A 17562-nucleotide genomic window follows, 5' to 3' on the forward strand; every position below is an offset into this window, starting at 1 on the left:
AGGATCAGGCGGCCGGAGCGCGCTGCACCAGCATGTCGATGCCAAGCAACTGGCGCACATTAGGGCGCGCCGCCACCAGGTCGGCGATCGTATAGCGCGACAGCACGGCAAAGAAGGCGTTGAGCGCCTCGCGCAGCGCCGAATTCAGCGCGCAGCTGTCGACCAGCGGGCATTCGGCCGCGTCGTTCTCGAAGCACTCGGCCATGGCGAAGCTCTCTTCCGTCACCCGCACGACGTCGAACAGGCTGATCTGCTCGGCGGCGCGGCCAAGCCTGACGCCGCCATTCCTGCCGCGCACCGTCTCGACCAGACCATGCTCGACCAGCGGCTGCAGGATCTTGAACAGGAAAAGCTCCGACACCGAATAGGCGGCTGCGATCTCGGGGATGCGGCTCAGCCGATCGCTGTTGGCGGCGCAATACATCAGGATGCGCATGGCGTAGTTGGTCTGGCGCGTAAGCCGCATTTTGTCCTCACGAAGCAGTAGCTTGGGTTCAATATGGCCTATACCTTGGAACAATTCCAGACTGGCGGCGCATAATAGATGAACAAGTTCGTCAACTTTATGTGCATGACCGCGCGCATTTGTGACCCGGATGGCGTGTCGCGGGCATTTGACCGGGACCGATCCTAAATAAGATCGCGACACCGATCAGGAGCGGCTCGACCCATGTCACCACCAGTCCAGGTTCTTGCCCCGGCTGCCGCCGTTCGCATCGACATCGATGCCGAAGTGAAGCTCTCGGCGCTGAGGCGTACCAAGTTCGCGGCCACCGCGGCGCTGGTGCTCTGCGTCCTCGTCTTTGCTTTGGCCAAGTCGTTCGAGGGCACTTATCCATGGCTTGGGTTTGTCGCCGCCTTCGCCGAGGCGGCGACCATCGGCGGGCTGGCCGACTGGTATGCGGTGGTGGCGCTGTTCAAGCGGCCGCTCGGCCTGCCGATCCCACACACCGCCATCATCCCGGAGAACCAGAACCGTATCGCCGACAATCTCGGCCGCTTCATCGAGGTCAATTTCCTGGCGCCCGAGCCGGTGCGCGAGAAACTGGCCGAGGTCGACTTTTCGGCTTTGGTCGCCGACTGGCTGGCTGATGCCGAGCGCGCCGCCGGCCTGTCGCGCTTCGTCGCCCGTCTGGTGCCGCAGACGCTCACAGCGGTCGAGCAATCCGGCCTGCGCGGTTTCGTCACCAGCCGCATGCTGGAGCAAATCGACAAGGTGCCGCTGGCGCCGCTGGCCGCGGAATTGCTGTCGGCGCTGACCGACGACCGCCGCCACCAGAAACTGTTCGACGAATTCACCAGGGTGATAGGCCGCTTCCTCAACGATGAGGAGGCGCTGGCGACCATGCGCGAGAAGATTCGCGAGGAACTGCCGTCGCTGTTCAACCTGTTTCGCGCCGACGCCTATCTGTTGAAGAAGATCGTCGCGTCCGCCGGTTCTCTGCTCGACGAGGTGCGGGCCGATCCCGATCATCCGATGCGCGCCGAATTCGACCGCTTTGCGCGGACCTTCATCGAGCGGCTGAGGACGTCCAAGCAATATGCCAAGCGCGCCGAGCAGCTGAAGCGCGATTTCCTGGCAAGGCCGGAGGTGAAGTCACTGGCCGGCGACATGTGGGAGAGCCTCAGCCTGTTTATCGAGCAGGATGCCAAGGCGCCGAATTCGATGATCCGCGCCCATCTCGCGGCCATGTTCGTCGAGGTCGGCCGCCACCTGGCCAGCGACGCGCAGATCAGGGCCGACATGAACCAGGGGTTCATCGTGGCGCTGTCTTCCTTCGTCGAAAGCCAGAAGAGCGGCGTGTCGAAATTCATCGCCGACCAGGTCAAGCGCTGGGATCTTGCCCAGCTCACCCGGCTGATCGAAATGAACATCGGCCGGGACCTGCAATACATCCGCTTCAACGGCATGGTCATCGGCGGACTTGCCGGCATAGCGCTTTATACGGCGGAGCGATTGTTCCTCGTCAATTGACGCGGGCGCGTCATGCTCTATTCTTCCATGAGGGTTAGTATTCGCGGCAGACTGGGGAGCAAACGACTATGGCAAAACAACCGGAATCCGACTCGTTCCTGGACATGTTCAGCAGATTCGGCCGTGACCTGAAGGTGCCGAATGTCGATATAGAAGCGATCCTCAGCCACCATCGCAAGAACCTCGAAGCGCTGGAGAAGTCGGCGAGAGCCGGTGCTGCCGGAGCGACCTCGCTGTTCTCCAGGCAGCGCGAGATGCTGCAGGACACGCTGCGCGAGGTCGCCGACATGGCGCAGAACTACCGGGCGCCGGGCAATCCGCAGGAACTGATGGCCAAGCAGGCGGAGTTCGCGCGGAAATCCTTCGAAACCGCGCTGAAGAATGCCGGCGAGGTGTCCGAACTGGTTCGGAAATCCGGCACCGAATCCGTCGAGATCCTGCGCGAGCGCATCAAGGAAGCGATGGCGGAAATCCGCTCCGGCTACGAGAAGAAATAGTCGCTTCCGTACCAAAGCCGTTTTTCCCTGGTTCGACGATTGCGCTTGAAGCTTGGGATGAAGACCATCGAGGCAGCTGGAAATGTTCAGCCGCAGGCTTTTCGTGCATGGAAATCAATCCTGACGCGGTCTTAGGATGGTGAAGTGGAATCGCTCGAGGCGAATTGACAGAGACTGGCGGTTCGTGGTCCGGAGACAGGTAGAGCGATCGGGAATGCAGGAATGACGGAAACACGGTCGAGGACTCCGCCGACCTTCGAGCAACTGAGGACGATGGCCGGGCAGGAGCTTGGCGTGTCGGAGTGGACGACGGTCGATCAGCACCGCATCGACCAGTTTGCCGAATGCACAGGCGATCATCAATGGATCCATGTCGACCCTGAAAGAGCGAAACGGCAAAGCCCGTTCCGCACCACGATCGCGCATGGCTATCTGACGCTGTCGATCATCGGCGCGCTGGCGCTCGGCATGGGCATCGTGCCCGAAAACACGCAGGCCGCCTTCAATTACGGCTTCGACAAGGTGCGCTTCCTGGCGCCGGTCCGGGTCGGCGCGCGCATCAGGCTGCGCACGACACTCCTGTCGATGGAGGACAAAGGTCCCGGCCAGTATCTGATGAAGGCCGCCAATACGGTCGAGATCGAAGGCGAGCAGAAGCCGGCCTTGACCGCCGAGACGCTGGTGATGCTCTACGAGCGCCGCAAGCGGGCAGGGGCCTGAAGCCCCTACGCCCGTGTCTCGCGTTTGGCGACGGTGCGCCAGGAGAACACTGCGAGGCTGAGCGCGACCAGCGCAAGCACCGTGGCCGCCTGGAAGGTGACCTGCATGCCCCGGGCAGCTGCCGCAGAGCCCAATATCACCTCGTCCGTGCCGCCAGCCGATGCTGCGGCGAAGATGGCGCCCATCAACGATGCACCGGTGATCAGACCAAGATTGCGCGACAGGTTGAGCAGGCCGGAAACGACTCCGCGCTCGCCGGCACCGACACCCATCATCACGGCTGCATTGTTGGACGTCTGGAACAGCGCGTAGCCGATGCAGGCGACGCTGATCGGAACGACATAGCTGACAATGCCGAGTTCCGTCATGGCCAGCGACAGCAGGAAAGTGCCCGTGGCGAGGCCGAGCAGGCCGGCAATCATCATCCTGTGGGCTCCGAAGCGATCGGTAAGGCGTCCGGCCACCAGCGCGGAAAGGGTCGAGACAAGCGGCCCCGTAGACAGCACGAGACCGGCCATTGCGGCATCCAGCCCGAGCCCACGAGACAGATAGAATGGGGCAACGACCAGGGTCGCCATCATCACGGTGGCGACGATGAGGCTCATGCCGAGGCTGGCGCTCAGCTCGAGGTCACGAAAGCTGGCGAGCTGGATCAACGGGCTTTTCACCTTCGCCTGCGCGCCGGCGAACAGAAGGACGCCGATGCCGGCGACAGCCAGCAGGCCGATGTTGAGTGAGCCGAAATTGCCTCTGCCAAGCGTCATGGCCAGCGCGTAGGCGGCCAGCGTTAGGGCCAGCAGGACGGTGCCTATCGCGTCGAATTCGCCTCGATCGGCTTGCGCGGTCTTACTGCGTGCCGGCAAGGCACGCCAGGCGAGAGCGAAGGTCAGGACGCCAAGCGGGACATTGACGAGGAAAATCGCCCGCCAGCCGAAGCCGGCGATCAACAAGCCGCCGAGTGAGGGGCCGAGTGTCGTGCCGATCGCCGACATGGCGCCGAGCAGGCCCATTGCGCTGCCCGTCCTGGCCTTGGTCACCGTTTCCGCGACAAAGGCCAGCGTCAGCGCCATCATCAGCGCCGCGCCAAGTCCCTGCAGAGCCCGCGCGGCAATCAGCAGCCAAAGGGTCGGCGCCAGGCCGCAGAGCACCGAGGCGAGCGTGAACAGCGCGATGCCGCCAAGCAGCAATGGCCGGCGACCGAACATGTCGGCCAGCCGTCCGGCACTGACGATCAATGTGGTGATGGCAAGCAGGTAGGCGAGAACAACCCATTGCACTGACTGGAACGACGCGCCGAACGCCTGTATCAGCGACGGCAGGCCGACGCTGGCGATGCTGGTTCCAAGCGATGACAGCAGCGTGGCGAGCGACAGGCTTACCAGCGCCCAGCCTGCGGATTGCGTCTGTTGCGGCACCGATACGCGCTCGTCCCGATTTTGCTCAGCGATTGCCAAGGCGATCTCCTTTCCATCAGCCCCAGAACCGGAGCTATCGGAGATCTAGCCTTCTGGCTGATATGGCGGAAGGCGCAGCATTTGCACCTTTTTCATGCACAGAACGCCATGTCATGTGTTATGATCCGTCGATGGCATCGCCTGATCTCAATTTGCTCTTCGCTCTCGACATTTTGCTGACCGAGGGCAGCGTGGCGCGGGCCGCCCAGCGGCTGCGCCTCAGCCCCTCGGCGATGAGCCGCACACTGGCGCGCCTGCGCGAGGCAACGGGCGATCCCTTGCTGGTCCGCGCCGGGCGCGGCCTGGTGCCGACGCCGCGGGCACTTGAATTGCGGCAACAGACAGGGCGTGTGGTTCAGGACGCGGAAGCGTTGTTGCGTCCGGCGAGGCTGCTCGACCTTTCACGTCTCGACAGGACGTTTACGCTGCGCACCAATGAAGGCTTCGTCGAGGAGTTCGGGCCGCGGCTTGTCGCCCGCATCGAAGCGGATACGCCCGAGGTTCGGCTGCGTTTTGCGCCAAAGTCCGACAAGGACGTCGCCTCACTGCGCGAAGCGGCTGTTGACCTGGAGATCGGCGTTGCCGGTGAGACCGGGCCCGAGGTGCGTATCCAGGCGCTGTTCCGCGACCGCTTCATCGGTGTGGTGCGGGCCGGCCATCCGCTGAGCCGGGGCGCCATCACACCGGAGCGCTTCGCGGCCGGCCGCCACATCAGTGTTTCGCGGCGTGGCCGCGAAAGGGGGCCGATTGACGAGGCATTGAGCCAACTCGGAATGCAGCGGACTGTGGTGTGCATGGTTTCAGGCTTCTCGGCCGCACTGGCCATGGCGCGTGCTTCCGATCTGATCGCCAGCGTCCCCGAGCGGCATTCGCACGGGGCACGTGCCGGCATGTTCAGCTTTCCCCTGCCGGTCACCACCGTGGAGGTCACCATTTCCATGCTCTGGCATCCGCGCCTCGACGCCGATCCGGCGCAGCGCTGGCTGCGGGATTGCGTTCGGGAGGTTTGCACGTCTTCCCGCTGACTGGTGATCACGACATCAACGCGACATCACCGCTTCGAGCGTGGTGAAAATCCGCTCGTCTCCCGACTGGGCAACGTTGAAGCGCAAGAAACGGCTGGCGGTCTGCGACAGGCTGAACGCATTGCCAGGTGCGAGCACGATGTTGGCGGCCAAAGCACGGCGGGCCACTTCTGTCGCATCCACCCCATCCGGCAGGCTGCACCACAGGAACAGGCCGGCCGGTTGCTCGATCCAGGGCGTGATGCCGATCGCCTTCAGGCGGGCGCTCGTTTCGCCCATGGCGCGCGAAAGCCGCGTCCGCAGCAAGTCCATGTGCTTGCGATAGCTGCCGTCCTTGAGCAGCGTCAGCACCAGTTCGGCCGCGAGCCGGCCGCCGCCGAAGGTTGTGGCGATCTTGAGGTCGGTGAGTTGTTCGATCCAGTCGCGGGGCGCCGCGATGAAGCCGCAGCGCACCGATGCCGAAAGCGTCTTGGAGAAGCTGCCGATATGGACGACACGGCTCAGGCCATCGAACGCCGCAAGGCGCGGGGCAGGCGCGTGCTCGAAATCGGCGAAGATGTCGTCCTCGATGATGGTGAGGTCCGACTGGTCGGCGAGCTTGAGCAGGCGGTGGGCGGTGACAGGCGACAGGATCGCGCCGGTCGGATTGTGGATGGCGGAATTGGTGATGTAGAGGCGCGGCCGGTGCTCGGCCAGCGCTTGGGCGAACAGCTCGATATCCGGCCCCGACGGCGTATAGGGAACGCTGACGACCTTGGCCCGGTGAGCGCGCAACAGGGCATGGAAGTTGAAATAGCAGGGGTCGTCGACCAGCACCGTGTCGCCGGGTTCGAGCAGGAAGCGGCAGAGGAGATCGATGGCCTGCGTGCCCGATTCCGTCAGCATGATCTGTTCTGGAGACGCCTCGATACCGTGCCCGGCCATGCGCCGCGCGAGCAGCTGGCGCAGCGCTGGCAGGCCGAGCGGTGTGCCGTAGTCCGCCAGCGTGACATCGTCGGTCCGCGCCACTGTGCGCAGCGCCCGGCGCAACGCCGCCTGCGGCATCCATGAGGCTGGCAGCCAGCCACAGCCGGGTTTCAGGGTCTCGTCGCCGGCTTCCAGGGACTGGCGCGAGACCCAGAGCGGATCGATGACCCGGTCGAGCCGAGGGCCGATCTCGGCCAGCGACAGTGGCGCCAGCGGTCCGGCGGCGTAGAAGCCCGAACCAGGCCGCGAACGGATCGTGCCTTCGGCGGCTAGGCGCTCATAGGCTTCGACGACGGTCGACTTGGACACCTGCATCGTGCCGGCAAAGGCCCGGATTGACGGCAGCCGCGCCCCAGGCGTCAGGGTGCGCGCGGTGATCCGCTGCCTGATCGCTGCCATGACCGCTTCGACAAGCGTTCCTTCGCTGTCCGCTTTTGGAGCAGGCGTGTCCATCTGTACTTCTCGATGAGCCATAACAGTTTTGCCAAACTGTACCGCATTGTCTCTGGCGGCGCCATAGCCCGAACCGGTACGGAAGGGCAAACGGAGCAGATCATGGACAAGAGTTTGAACGGCTGGGTGAGCGGCTTGATCGGCGTGCTGATCTTCAGTGGCTCGCTGCCGGCGACGCGCGTGGCGGTGATGGACTTCGACCCGACATTCCTGACGTCGGCCAGAGCGGCGATTGCCGGACTGCTTGGTCTGGCATTGCTGCTCCTGTTCCGCCAGAAACGTCCGGAGCGCGCGGATCTGCTGTCGCTGGTGATCGTGGCGTTGGGCGTGGTGGTCGGCTTTCCCTTGCTGACCGCGCTGGCGCTCAAGCACGTAACCTCGGCCCATTCCATCATCTTCGTCGGCCTGCTGCCGCTGGCGACCGCGATCTTCGGCGTGCTGCGCGGTGGCGATCGGCCAAGGCCGGCGTTCTGGCTGTTCTCCTGCCTCGGCAGCGCGCTTGTTGTCGGCTTTGCCCTGAGCCAAGGCGTGTCCGCCTCACCGATCGGCGATCTCCTGATGCTGTCGGCAATCATCGCCTGCGGGCTGGGCTACGCCGAGGGCGCGGCGCTGTCGCGCAAGCTCGGCGGCTGGCAGGTGATCTGCTGGGCGCTGGTGCTGTCGCTGCCGATCATGCTGGTGCTGACATTTGCGACGATGCCGCCATCCTTTGCCGACGTCGGCTCCGGCGCGTGGATTGGCCTCGCCTATGTCTCGCTGTTCAGCATGCTGATCGGCTTCGTCTTCTGGTATCGCGGCCTGGCGCAAGGCGGCATTGCAGCGGTCGGGCAGTTGCAGTTGCTGCAGCCGTTCTTCGGCCTCGCGCTGGCGGCAACGCTGCTGCATGAACAGGTGAGCCCGCTGATGATTGTCGTCACGCTTGGCGTGGTGCTTTGCGTTGTCGGCGCCAAGAAATTCGCCAAGCAGGAAGCGCCGCGACCCGCGACTGTTGGCTGATAGTGCCTGCCGCAGCTAAAACTTCGTCACCACGCCGATGCCGATGCCCTCGAAACCGCCCATCGCCATCAGCGCGGCGGGCGCCTCTTCGAGGCTGATCTTCTTGCCGACCAGCAGTTCGGGCTTGAGCTTGCCGGTGCGGATCATCTCCATCATCGCCGGGTAGCGGTAGGCCTGCATGCCGTGGCTGCCGAGGATCTCGAGCTCGAAGGCAATCACCTTGTCCATCGGCACCTGCGGCCTGGCGTGCTCGGCGAGCATCAGGCCGACCTGCACGTGGCGTCCGCGACGGCGTAGATTGGCGATCGAATTGAACGAGGTCGTCGGGTGGCCGAGCGCGTCCATCGACATATGCGCGCCGCCATTGGTGATCTGCTTGACCGCCTTGACCACATTCGGCGTCTTCGCGGCATTGATCGTCGCCACCGCGCCGATCTTCTTGGCGAAATCCAGCTTCTCGTCGGTGAGGTCGATGGCGATGACATTGGCACCCATCGAACTGGCGATCATGATCGCCGACAGGCCGACGCCGCCGCAGCCATGCACGGCCACCCATTCGCCCGGCGTCACCCGGCCCTGGTCGACGATGGCGCGGAACGAAGTGACAAAGCGGCAGCCGAGGCTGGCGGCGGTGGCGAATTCCATCGAGTCAGGCAAGCGGACGAGGTTGGTGTCGGCATGGTCGATGGCGACATATTCGGCGAATGAGCCCCAGCCAGTGAAACCCGGCTGCGTCTGGTGCTCGCAGACCTGGTGGTTGCCCGAGTTGCATTCGAAACAGCGGCCGCAACCGACGGCAAAGGGCACGGTGACGCGCTCGCCGGCCTTCCAGCGGGTCACCCGCTTGCCGGCGGCGACCACGACGCCGGCCAACTCGTGACCCGGCACGTGCGGCAGGGTGATGCCGTCGTCATGGCCCATCCAGCCGTGCCAGTCGCTGCGGCAGAGTCCGGTCGCCTCGACCTTGATGACGACGCCTTCGGGCGCCGGCTTCGGGTCGGGCACGGTCTGGATCGTCGGCGCCTCGCCGAATTTTTCGAAGACGACGGCTTTCATCGGCAACTCCCCATGCTCTGCCCCGGCATTGTGCTTCTATTCGGCATCTATCTGATTCTCTGGCGCCGCCTTCTCGAAGGCTGGCAGCGCCATGCAGGCGGTGTGGATGCGCGAGATCACCGGGTAGGGCGTCATGTCGACGCCGAAGCGGGCATTGTTGGTGACCTGGGCGACCAGGCAGATGTCGGCCAGCCCCGGCGTATCGCCGTGACAGAATGTGCCGGTCTCGGGCGACGAAGCCAGAATTTTCTCAAGCGGCTGGAAACCTTCGTTCACCCAGTGCCTGAACCAGTTGACGACATCCTGGTCGCCGGCGCCGAACAGGGTGCGCAGCGAGGTCAGGACACGCAGATTGTTCACCGGATGGATGTCGCAGGCGATCATCTGCGCCAGCATCCTGACGCGCGCCCGGCCGAGAGCATCCTTCGGCAGAAGCGGCGGTTCGGGCTTCGTCTCGTCCAGATATTCGATGATCGCCAGCGACTGTGTAAGAAGGGTGCCGTCGCCCAGGATCAGCGCCGGCACCAGCCCCTGCGGATTAACCGCGAGATAGGCTGGCTCCAGATGCTCGCCATGGCGCAGATGATGCGGCACATAATCATAGGTCAGGCCCTTCATCTCCAGTGCGATCCGCACCCGGTAGGAGGTGGAGGAGCGGTAGTAGTTGTGAAGGACGAGGTCGCTCATCGGATCACGCTGTCGGCTGGCCGATGGTCAGTTCGATCGTGCCTATCCTGTCGACGCCACTCAGAGCCTGCGACGGCCACCGAAGGGGTTGCGGGCAAGGGGAGGACGAATTCTGTCATGCACGGTCTCTGCAAAGCCATGGTTTTGTTCGCCGGCACATTCGACCGATTTGGACGGCCGGGCAAGCGCTGGTCAAATATGGAGATGTACTATCTTGCAATAATCTGGCCATGGTCGCGGGATTATCCTATTCTGAGCGAAGTGAAGCGACCTCACCATGACCGCAGTCAACGATCGCGCCCGGTTTCTGATCATCGACGACCATCCGCTGTTTCGCGAGGCGCTGCATAGCGCCGTGCAGATGGCCTATCCGGATGTCGACACGGTCGAGGCGCGCTCGATCGCCGAGGCGCTCGATCTGCTGGCCGGCACAAAACTGTTCGACCTTGCGCTGCTCGACCTCAGCATGCCCGACGTACATGGCTTCGACGGACTGCTGCAGCTCAGGACCCGCCATCCGCGCCTGCCGGTGGTCATCGTCTCTGGCTATGAAGAGCCCAGGATCATTTCCGAGGCACTGTCTTATGGGGCTGCCGGTTTCATCCCGAAATCGGCGCGCAAGAGCGATCTCGCCGTCGCCATCCGTTCGGTGATGGATGGCGCGATTTATGTGCCCGAAACCTATGAGGGCCAGCCGCCGGACGCCGACAGCGCCGACCGCGCCGACATGCTGCAGCGCCTGTCCAGGTTGACGCCGCAGCAGTTGAGGGTGCTGCAGATGCTGCGCCAGGGCATGCTCAACAAACAGATCGCCTATGAACTGCAGGTCGGCGAGACCACGGTCAAGGCGCATGTCTCGGAGATATTGCGCAAGCTCAATGTCTACAGCCGCACGCAAGCCGTGATCGAGGTTTCGAAGCTGGACAATGCGGAGCTGTTTCGGGATCAGGCTGGGTTTTGAGCCTTTTACCCTCCCCATCGAGGGGAGGGCATGGAGCTAAGCCAGCAGATGCGCCAGAAGCGCGCGCAGTTGCGCGGGCTTCAGCGGCTTGCGCATCAGCTCGATTCCATCGGCGCGGGCGGCCTTGGCGACAATTTCTGAAGCGTCGGCGGTGACGATCAGGGCCGGAACCGGGCGGCCGAGATAGTCGCGGACCTCGGCGATAGTGGTGGTGCCGAGGTCGCCGCCGTCGAGATGCTGGTCGGCTATGACGATGTCCGGAACCCAGTCGGTATCGCCGAGCATGTCGAGCGCATCGTCGGTCGAGGTCGCCGCACGCACCACGCATTGCCAGCGCTCGAGCAGGGATGTCATCGCCTGCAGCACGTCGGCGTCGTTCTCGACCAGCAGCACCTTGGTGCCGAACAGGCCGTAGCCGCGCGGCCGTTCCATGTCGGCAGCGCCGGCGATGGCGTCGGCCGAAGCACCAATGCCGACCGGCACATCGATGTGGAAAATCGTGCCGCGCCCGACCTTCGACGAAAACGTCACGGGATGGCCAAGGGCGGCCGCCATGCGGCGCACGATGGCGAGGCCTAGTCCCAGCCCGCCGCCGGACAGGCCGGTATCGGCGAGCGCGGTGCCGCCGCGGTGGAATTCCTCGAACACCGCCTCGCGCTGGTCGTCGGGGATGCCGCAGCCGGTGTCGGCGACGTCGATGCGGATGGTGTCGCCGCGATGCCTGGTGCCGACCAGCACGCCGCCGGAGCGGGTGTAGCGTAGCGCATTGGACAGGATGTTCTGCAGGATGCGCCGCAGCAGCGTGCGGTCGGAACGCACGACGGCGTTGACCGGCCGGAATTTCAGCGTCAGCCCCTTCATCTCGGCGACGGGGAGGAAATCCGAGCGCAGCGAGGAGAACAGCGTCTCCAGGCTGACATCGCCGATGTCGGGCTGCACGACGCCGGCGTCGAGCTTGGAAATGTCGAGCAGCGTGCGAAGCAAGTCTTCCATCGTTTCCAGCGAGCGCTCGACCTGGCGCACCAGCTTCTTGCCTTCGTCGCTGGTCTGCAGTTCGGCAAGGGCCGAGACGGAGAGGTGGGCGGCGTTCAGCGGCTGCAGCACGTCGTGGCTGGCGGCGGCCAGGAACCTGGTCTTGGACAGGTTCGCCAGCTCGGCGGTTTCCTTGGCGGCGCTGAGGTCGATGTTCGACTGTTCAAGCCGGCGCAAGGTGGAATGCAGTTCCTCGGTGCGCGTGCGCACCCGGTTCTCCAGCGAAATCGCGGTCTGGAACAGCGAGAAGGCATTGCCTTGCTGGTCCATCGAGCGCTCGACGCGGCTGACAAGGGCCGCGTTGATCTTCTTCAGCTTCTCCAGGTCGTTGATGTCTCTCAGCGGCATGGAGAAAGGATCCTATTCCGCCGCCTGGCGCTCGCCGAAGGCGATGCCGGTAAAGGTCTGGTTGAGATGCATCGATCGGTACTGTTCGCCATAGGTGCCGAAGCCGATGACGTTGTTGACCCGGTAGAGCTCCGAAATGTCGCGAAAGACCTGGCGGTTGCGGGCGTCGAGCCTTCGCAGCACGCAGTCGAAGCCGAGGATCATGTCGATGCCGCCCAGCTTTTCCTCGACGTCCTTGAGGGCGGCGCGCGTCGCTTCCACCATGTTCTTCGGCTGGGCAATGGAGAGCACGACGCCGTCGTCGATGGCGCAGAAGAACGACAGCGAGCCGTCGGCATGCATTCTCTGAATCGAACGGCAATAATATTCGCCGCCGACCTTCACCACCACCGGATGCGAGGCGAAGCTGAGCGGCGTCAGCGTCTGCGGGATGATGCCGACCGAAGCGGCATATTCCTCTGCGGCGTTGGTGGCGTTGAATTCGCGCACGATGCGGTGATCGGGATCGGACGCGGTCACCACCAGCTTCTCGTCGGTGGGGATGAAATTATCGGTCTTGAAGACGTGGAACGGAATTTCCGTGGTGATCAGCATGATGATGGCGCTGTCGGAGGCGACCTTGCCATTGGAGATCAGCCGCGTCGTCTCGAACTTCAGATCGTCGCCGGCCGAGCCGCCGATCAGCGGAATGTCGTCCAGCCCCCAATGGATGGCCGAGGTCACCGCTTCCTCGGCATAGGACAGCCCATCGATCAAGCACAGCGCGAAGGTGCCCTTGGCCAGTTCGTGTCCGACGCGGCCGCGCAGCAGGCGCCTGAGGGCGGCGACTTCGCCGGTGATCCTGTCCATGCCCGACGAGGAAAGGTTGTCGACCATGATGCTGACCGTCGAAAACGACGCCGAAGGCAGCAGCAAGGCAAGGATGTGACCTTCCTCCAGACCCTGCGGCGTGATCTCGCCGGCGGTCGAACAGCCGGCATAGGCAAGCGACGGCGCGTGCGCCTTCAGCGCCTGGGACAGGGCTGTCGCGTCGACCAGGCTCTGGGAGAAGAACAGCAGCGCGAAGCCGGCGTCGATGGCTGCCGCTTCCGCCGCGATGGCCTGGGCGAAAACATTGGCGTCGGGCTCATCCGTGGTGAGCGCCGAGAGGCCGCATGCGTAGCGCGTGCTCGAACTGGCCAGCTGCCTTCCTCCTGCGGGTCCTCCAACGCTTGTTCTTGTGCGTGTCCGGCACGCGGGCGTTGCAGGGCATTGTTGTCTTCGGGGGTCGCTTTGGCAATGGGCCGGCCCCGTCAGGCGTGACCGAAAGTACAATATGCGCCGTTTCGGACGAACTGCATTCTCGCGTCGTGGAGGGCGCAAGGCACTTTTTCCCGTGCTTTGTGCGGTATAGGAATAGGCCGATAGCCACTGCGTCCGGGCAACACCGGCGCCGGGACGACCAAGGTAAATTACCCAGGGAGGTTTCATGTCGGACGTATCGTTGATGGTGAACGGCAAGCGGGTCAGCGGCACAGCCGAAGACCGGACGCTGCTGGTTCATTTCTTGCGGGAAAATCTCGGCCTCACCGGGACACATGTCGGCTGCGACACCTCGCAATGCGGTGCCTGCGTCGTGCATGTCGACGGCAAGGCGGTGAAATCCTGCTCGATGCTCGCGGTGCAGGCCAACGGGTCGAGCGTCGTGACGATCGAAGGGTTGGCGAACGGCGCCGACCTCCATCCGGTGCAGGCTGCGTTCAAGGAACATCACGGCCTGCAATGCGGCTTCTGCACGCCCGGCATGATCATGACCGCGACCGACATGATCGCGCGCCATCCGGAAGGCCTCGACGAGGCGACCGTGCGCGCCGAACTGGAAGGCAATATCTGCCGCTGCACCGGCTACCACAACATCGTCAAGGCGATCCTCGCCGCATCGAAGACGATGGCCAAGGGAGTCAAGGGCAAGGCCAGGCAAGCTGCATAGGCATAAGGGAGTAGCGAATAGTGAGTAGCGAGTAGTCGGTGTCCGTCTGGCCGAGTTGCAACTCACCACCATTCACTACTCACTATTTGCTACTCTCTATTCGCTATTTCGGGAGGAATTTCTGCGATGGGCATTGAAGGTGTTGGCGCTCGGGTCGCGCGCAAGGAAGACAAGAGGTTCATCACCGGCGCCGGCCGCTATGTCGACGATATGGTGGTTCCCGGCATGAAGCATGCGGCCTTCGTGCGCAGCCCGCACGCGCATGCGCAGATCAAGAAGATCGACGTCAAGAAGGCCCAAGCCATGCCCGGCGTTATCGGCGTGCTGACCGGCAAGGAGCTCAAGGCCGACGGCATCGGCAATCTCATCTGCGGCTGGATGATCCATTCCAAGGACGGCTCGCCGATGAAGATGGGCGCCTGGTCGCCGCTCGCCGTCGACAAGGTCCGCTATGTCGGCGATGCGGTCGTCATCGTGGTCGCGGAAACCAAGGGCCAGGCGCGCGATGCGGCCGAAGCGGTCGAGATCACCTACAAGGAACTGAAAGCCGTCGTCGATGCGACAAAGGCGCTCGAAAAAGGCGCGCCGCAGCTCCACCCGGAGGCCGAGAACAATCTGATCTTCGACTGGGAGATCGGCGACGCCAAGGCGACCGACGCGGCGATCAAGGCTGCCGCCCACGTTACCCGCATGAAGATCGTCAACAACCGGCTGGTGCCCAACGCCATGGAGCCTCGCGCCGCCCTTGGCCATTACGACAAGGCCGAGGACCACTATACCTGCTGGACGACGTCGCAGAACCCGCATGTCGCGCGGTTGGTGATGAGCGCTTTCTACAACATCGCGCCGGAAAACAAATTGCGCGTCATTGCGCCCGATGTCGGCGGCGGCTTCGGTTCCAAGATCTACATCTATCCGGAAGAGATCGTCTGCCTGTGGGCTTCGAAGAAGACCGGCGTGCCCGTCAAATGGGTCGCCGACCGCACCGAAAGTTTTCTGTCGGACGCGCATGGCCGCGACCATGTCTCGACGGTGGAGATGGCCTTCGACAAAAACAACCGGATAACCGGTCTGAAAGTCGACACCATCGCCAATCTCGGCGCCTACATGTCGCTGTTCTCGTCCTGCGTGCCGACCTATCTCTATGCGACGCTGCTGTCGGGCCAGTACGACATCCCGGCAATCCACGCCAATGTGCGCACGGTCTACACGAACACCGCGCCCGTTGACGCCTATCGCGGGGCAGGGCGGCCGGAAGCCACTTATCTGCTCGAGCGCACCATGGAGGCGGCGGCGCGCGAACTTCGCGTGTCGCCGGCGGAACTGCGGCGCACGAACTTCATTACCTCCTTCCCGCACCAGACACCGGTGATCATGAATTACGACGCCGGCGACTATGCCGCCTCGCTCGACGCAGCTACGAAGGCGTCCGACTATGCCGGCTTTGCCAAGCGCAAGGCAGCCGCCGCCAAGAAGGGGCTGCTGCGCGGCATCGGCATGAGCTGCTACATCGAGGCCTGCGGCATCGCGCCGTCGGCGGCGGTCGGCTCGCTCGGCGCCGGTGTCGGCCTTTGGGAATCGGCCGAGGTGCGGGTCAACGCCGTCGGCACGATCGAGGTGCTGACCGGTTCGCACAGCCACGGCCAGGGCCACGAGACGACCTTTGCGCAACTGGTCAATGAGCGCTTTGGCGTGCCGATCGACAGCGTTTCGATCGTCCATGGCGACACCGACAAGGTGCAGATGGGCATGGGCACCTATGGCTCACGCTCGGGCGCCGTCGGCATGTCGGCCATCGCCAAGGCGTTGGACAAGGTCGAGGCCAAGGCCAAGAAGATCGCCGCCCATTTGCTCGAAGCCGACGAGGGCGACATCGTCATCGAGAACGGGGCGCTGAAGGTAGCCGGCACCGACAAGAACATACCGTGGTTCCAGATGGCGCTCGCCGCCTACACCGCCCATAATCTGCCAAGCGGCATGGAGCCGGGGCTGAAGGAGACGGCGTTCTACGATCCGGCGAATTTCACTTTCCCGGCAGGCTGCTACATCTGCGAGGTCGAGATCGATCCGGAAACCGGCACGACCGAGATCGTCCAGTTCGTCGCGGCGGACGATTTCGGCAACATCATCAACCCGATGATCGTCGAGGGTCAGGTGCATGGCGGCATCGCCCAGGGCATCGGCCAGGCCTTGCTGGAAGGCGCGCATTATGACGCCGGCGGACAATTGCTGACGGCGAGCTACATGGACTACACCATGCCGCGCGCCGGCGACCTGCCGTCGTTCAAGGTCTCGACTTCGAACACGCCGTGCCCGAGCAATCCGCTCGGCATCAAGGGCTGCGGCGAGGCGGGCGCCATCGGATCGCCGCCGGCGGTCATCAACGCCATCACCGACGCCATCGGCATCACCGACATTGCCATGCCGGCATCGCCGTCCACGGTCTGGGCAGCGATCCGCGCGACGACGAAGCACTGAGGAGGAACAGCCATGTATTCGGTCAATTACCACCGCGCCACCTCGGTCGCCGACGCCGCCAAGCTGGTCAAGAGCGGCGATGCCAAGCTGTTATCGGGCGGCATGACGCTGATCCCGGCGATGAAGACGCGGCTCGCCGCACCCTCCGATCTCGTCGACTTGTCGCGGATCAAGGAGCTGCAAGGCGTCAAGGTGTCGGGCAAGACCGTCACCATCGGTGCCGCCACGACGCATTACGACGTCGCCAGCGATGAGAAGCTGATGAAGGTGTGCCCGGCGCTCGCCCACATGGCTTCGCTGATCGGCGACCCGGCGGTGCGCTACAAGGGCACGATCGGCGGCTCGGTCGCCAACAATGATCCGGCCGCCGACTATCCGGCGGCATTGCTGGCATTGGGCGCAACCATCATCACCAACAAGCGCGAGATATCAGCCGGCAAATTCTTCACGGGCCTGTTCGAGACGGCGCTGAAGGACGGCGAGATCATCACCGCGGTGAGCTTCACCGCGCCGGCCAAGGCTGCGTACGAAAAATTCCGCAACCCCGCCTCGCGCTACGCGATCGTCGGCGTGTTCGTGGCCAAGGGCAAGGACGGCGTCAGCGTGGCCGTCACCGGCGCCGGTGACGACGGCGTCTTCCGTTCGAAGGAGATCGAGGCGGCGCTGGCGAAGAATTTTTCGGCCGCGGCGCTCGATGGCGTGAAAGTGCCGGCGAAGAATTTGATGAGCGACCTCCATGCCTCGGCTGAATACCGCGCCAATCTGGTGGCGGTGATGGCCAAGCGCGCGGTGGCCGCTGCCAACGCCTGATCACTTGCGATCTCATGGCATGAAAAAGGGGCCTTCACGGCCCCTTTTTCATCGGTTTTCGACTCGCCATCATGCGTGAATGGCGGGGCTGCGGTATTTGTTTTTACGCAATTCCGGACGGAAAACCGCTGCGCA

At 63.9% G+C, this 17562-nt stretch carries 16 protein-coding genes; 9 read left to right on the plus strand and 7 right to left on the minus strand.

Going from position 1 to position 17562, the window contains the following annotated elements:
- Positions 1 to 4 precede the first annotated feature (4 nt).
- Positions 5 to 466, minus strand: a complete 462-nt coding sequence (gene rirA / locus ACFX5Q_RS19445) for an iron-responsive transcriptional regulator RirA (RefSeq protein ID WP_006203413.1) — start codon at positions 464 to 466, stop codon at positions 5 to 7.
- Positions 467 to 670: 204 nt separating this feature from the next.
- Between rirA and ACFX5Q_RS19450 the strand changes: the two genes are divergently transcribed.
- The 3 genes from ACFX5Q_RS19450 to ACFX5Q_RS19460 all read left to right on the plus strand — a co-directional run bounded on the left by ACFX5Q_RS19450 (position 671) and on the right by ACFX5Q_RS19460 (position 3192).
- A complete protein-coding gene (locus ACFX5Q_RS19450) occupies positions 671 to 1975 on the plus strand; it encodes a DUF445 domain-containing protein (RefSeq protein WP_404280596.1) in 1305 nt (434 codons plus the stop codon).
- A 68-nt stretch (positions 1976 to 2043) separates the two neighbouring features.
- Positions 2044 to 2472, plus strand: a complete 429-nt coding sequence (locus tag ACFX5Q_RS19455; RefSeq protein ID WP_192183534.1) for a phasin family protein — start codon at positions 2044 to 2046, stop codon at positions 2470 to 2472.
- 222 nt (positions 2473 to 2694) lie between these two features.
- The gene (locus ACFX5Q_RS19460) at positions 2695 to 3192 is read left to right on the plus strand and encodes a MaoC family dehydratase (protein WP_404280597.1); all 498 of its coding nucleotides are present in this window, start codon (positions 2695 to 2697) and stop codon (positions 3190 to 3192) included.
- Between the two features lie 5 nt (positions 3193 to 3197).
- Here the strand turns inward: ACFX5Q_RS19460 and ACFX5Q_RS19465 are convergent, their stop codons facing one another.
- Entirely contained in the window at positions 3198 to 4646 is a 1449-nt protein-coding gene (locus tag ACFX5Q_RS19465; RefSeq protein ID WP_404280598.1) for an MFS transporter, read from the minus strand.
- 131 nt (positions 4647 to 4777) lie between these two features.
- Between ACFX5Q_RS19465 and ACFX5Q_RS19470 the strand changes: the two genes are divergently transcribed.
- Positions 4778 to 5671 carry a LysR family transcriptional regulator gene (locus ACFX5Q_RS19470; RefSeq protein ID WP_404280599.1) on the plus strand — a complete coding sequence of 298 codons (894 nt, stop codon included), beginning with the start codon at positions 4778 to 4780 and terminating at the stop codon, positions 5669 to 5671.
- A gap of 15 nt (positions 5672 to 5686) precedes the next feature.
- On the opposite strand, the gene ACFX5Q_RS19475 is transcribed toward ACFX5Q_RS19470, so the two are convergent.
- Positions 5687 to 7090, minus strand: a complete 1404-nt coding sequence (locus ACFX5Q_RS19475) for a PLP-dependent aminotransferase family protein (protein ID WP_404280600.1) — start codon at positions 7088 to 7090, stop codon at positions 5687 to 5689.
- 102 nt (positions 7091 to 7192) lie between these two features.
- Here ACFX5Q_RS19475 and ACFX5Q_RS19480 point away from each other — a divergent pair, with 102 nt between their 5' ends.
- Positions 7193 to 8086, plus strand: coding sequence for a DMT family transporter (locus ACFX5Q_RS19480; protein WP_404280602.1), 894 nt, complete (start codon positions 7193 to 7195; stop codon positions 8084 to 8086).
- 15 nt (positions 8087 to 8101) lie between these two features.
- On the opposite strand, the gene ACFX5Q_RS19485 is transcribed toward ACFX5Q_RS19480, so the two are convergent.
- Together ACFX5Q_RS19485 and maiA are read right to left on the minus strand one after the other, a co-directional pair.
- The gene (locus ACFX5Q_RS19485; RefSeq protein ID WP_404280604.1) at positions 8102 to 9142 is read right to left on the minus strand and encodes a zinc-dependent alcohol dehydrogenase family protein; all 1041 of its coding nucleotides are present in this window, start codon (positions 9140 to 9142) and stop codon (positions 8102 to 8104) included.
- Between the two features lie 36 nt (positions 9143 to 9178).
- Complete coding sequence (maiA, locus tag ACFX5Q_RS19490; protein WP_404280606.1) at positions 9179 to 9829, minus strand: maleylacetoacetate isomerase; 651 nt, start codon at positions 9827 to 9829, stop codon at positions 9179 to 9181.
- 277 nt (positions 9830 to 10106) lie between these two features.
- Here maiA and ACFX5Q_RS19495 point away from each other — a divergent pair, with 277 nt between their 5' ends.
- On the plus strand, positions 10107 to 10790 hold the full coding sequence (locus tag ACFX5Q_RS19495; protein WP_404280607.1) for a response regulator: 684 nt from the start codon (positions 10107 to 10109) through the stop codon (positions 10788 to 10790).
- Positions 10791 to 10826: 36 nt separating this feature from the next.
- Here ACFX5Q_RS19495 and ACFX5Q_RS19500 read toward each other — a convergent pair whose 3' ends face one another.
- Both ACFX5Q_RS19500 and ACFX5Q_RS19505 read right to left on the minus strand, forming a co-directional pair.
- Positions 10827 to 12170: a hybrid sensor histidine kinase/response regulator gene (locus ACFX5Q_RS19500; RefSeq protein WP_404280608.1), complete on the minus strand. Its 1344-nt coding sequence runs from the start codon at positions 12168 to 12170 to the stop codon at positions 10827 to 10829.
- Between the two features lie 12 nt (positions 12171 to 12182).
- Entirely contained in the window at positions 12183 to 13352 is a 1170-nt protein-coding gene (locus tag ACFX5Q_RS19505) for an FIST N-terminal domain-containing protein (protein WP_404280704.1), read from the minus strand.
- A gap of 286 nt (positions 13353 to 13638) precedes the next feature.
- On the opposite strand from ACFX5Q_RS19505, the gene ACFX5Q_RS19510 reads away from it, so the two are divergent.
- The 3 genes from ACFX5Q_RS19510 to ACFX5Q_RS19520 all read left to right on the plus strand — a co-directional run bounded on the left by ACFX5Q_RS19510 (position 13639) and on the right by ACFX5Q_RS19520 (position 17427).
- Entirely contained in the window at positions 13639 to 14139 is a 501-nt protein-coding gene (locus ACFX5Q_RS19510) for a (2Fe-2S)-binding protein (RefSeq protein ID WP_404280609.1), read from the plus strand.
- A 126-nt stretch (positions 14140 to 14265) separates the two neighbouring features.
- Positions 14266 to 16617 carry a xanthine dehydrogenase family protein molybdopterin-binding subunit gene (locus ACFX5Q_RS19515; protein WP_404280610.1) on the plus strand — a complete coding sequence of 784 codons (2352 nt, stop codon included), beginning with the start codon at positions 14266 to 14268 and terminating at the stop codon, positions 16615 to 16617.
- A 12-nt stretch (positions 16618 to 16629) separates the two neighbouring features.
- Positions 16630 to 17427 (plus strand): FAD binding domain-containing protein, encoded by a 798-nt coding sequence (locus tag ACFX5Q_RS19520; protein ID WP_404280611.1) that lies wholly within the window; start codon positions 16630 to 16632, stop codon positions 17425 to 17427.
- Positions 17428 to 17562 lie beyond the last annotated feature (135 nt).

The organism is Mesorhizobium sp. IMUNJ 23033 (assembly GCF_044778005.1).
Taxonomy (GTDB): domain Bacteria; phylum Pseudomonadota; class Alphaproteobacteria; order Rhizobiales; family Rhizobiaceae; genus Mesorhizobium; species Mesorhizobium amorphae_A.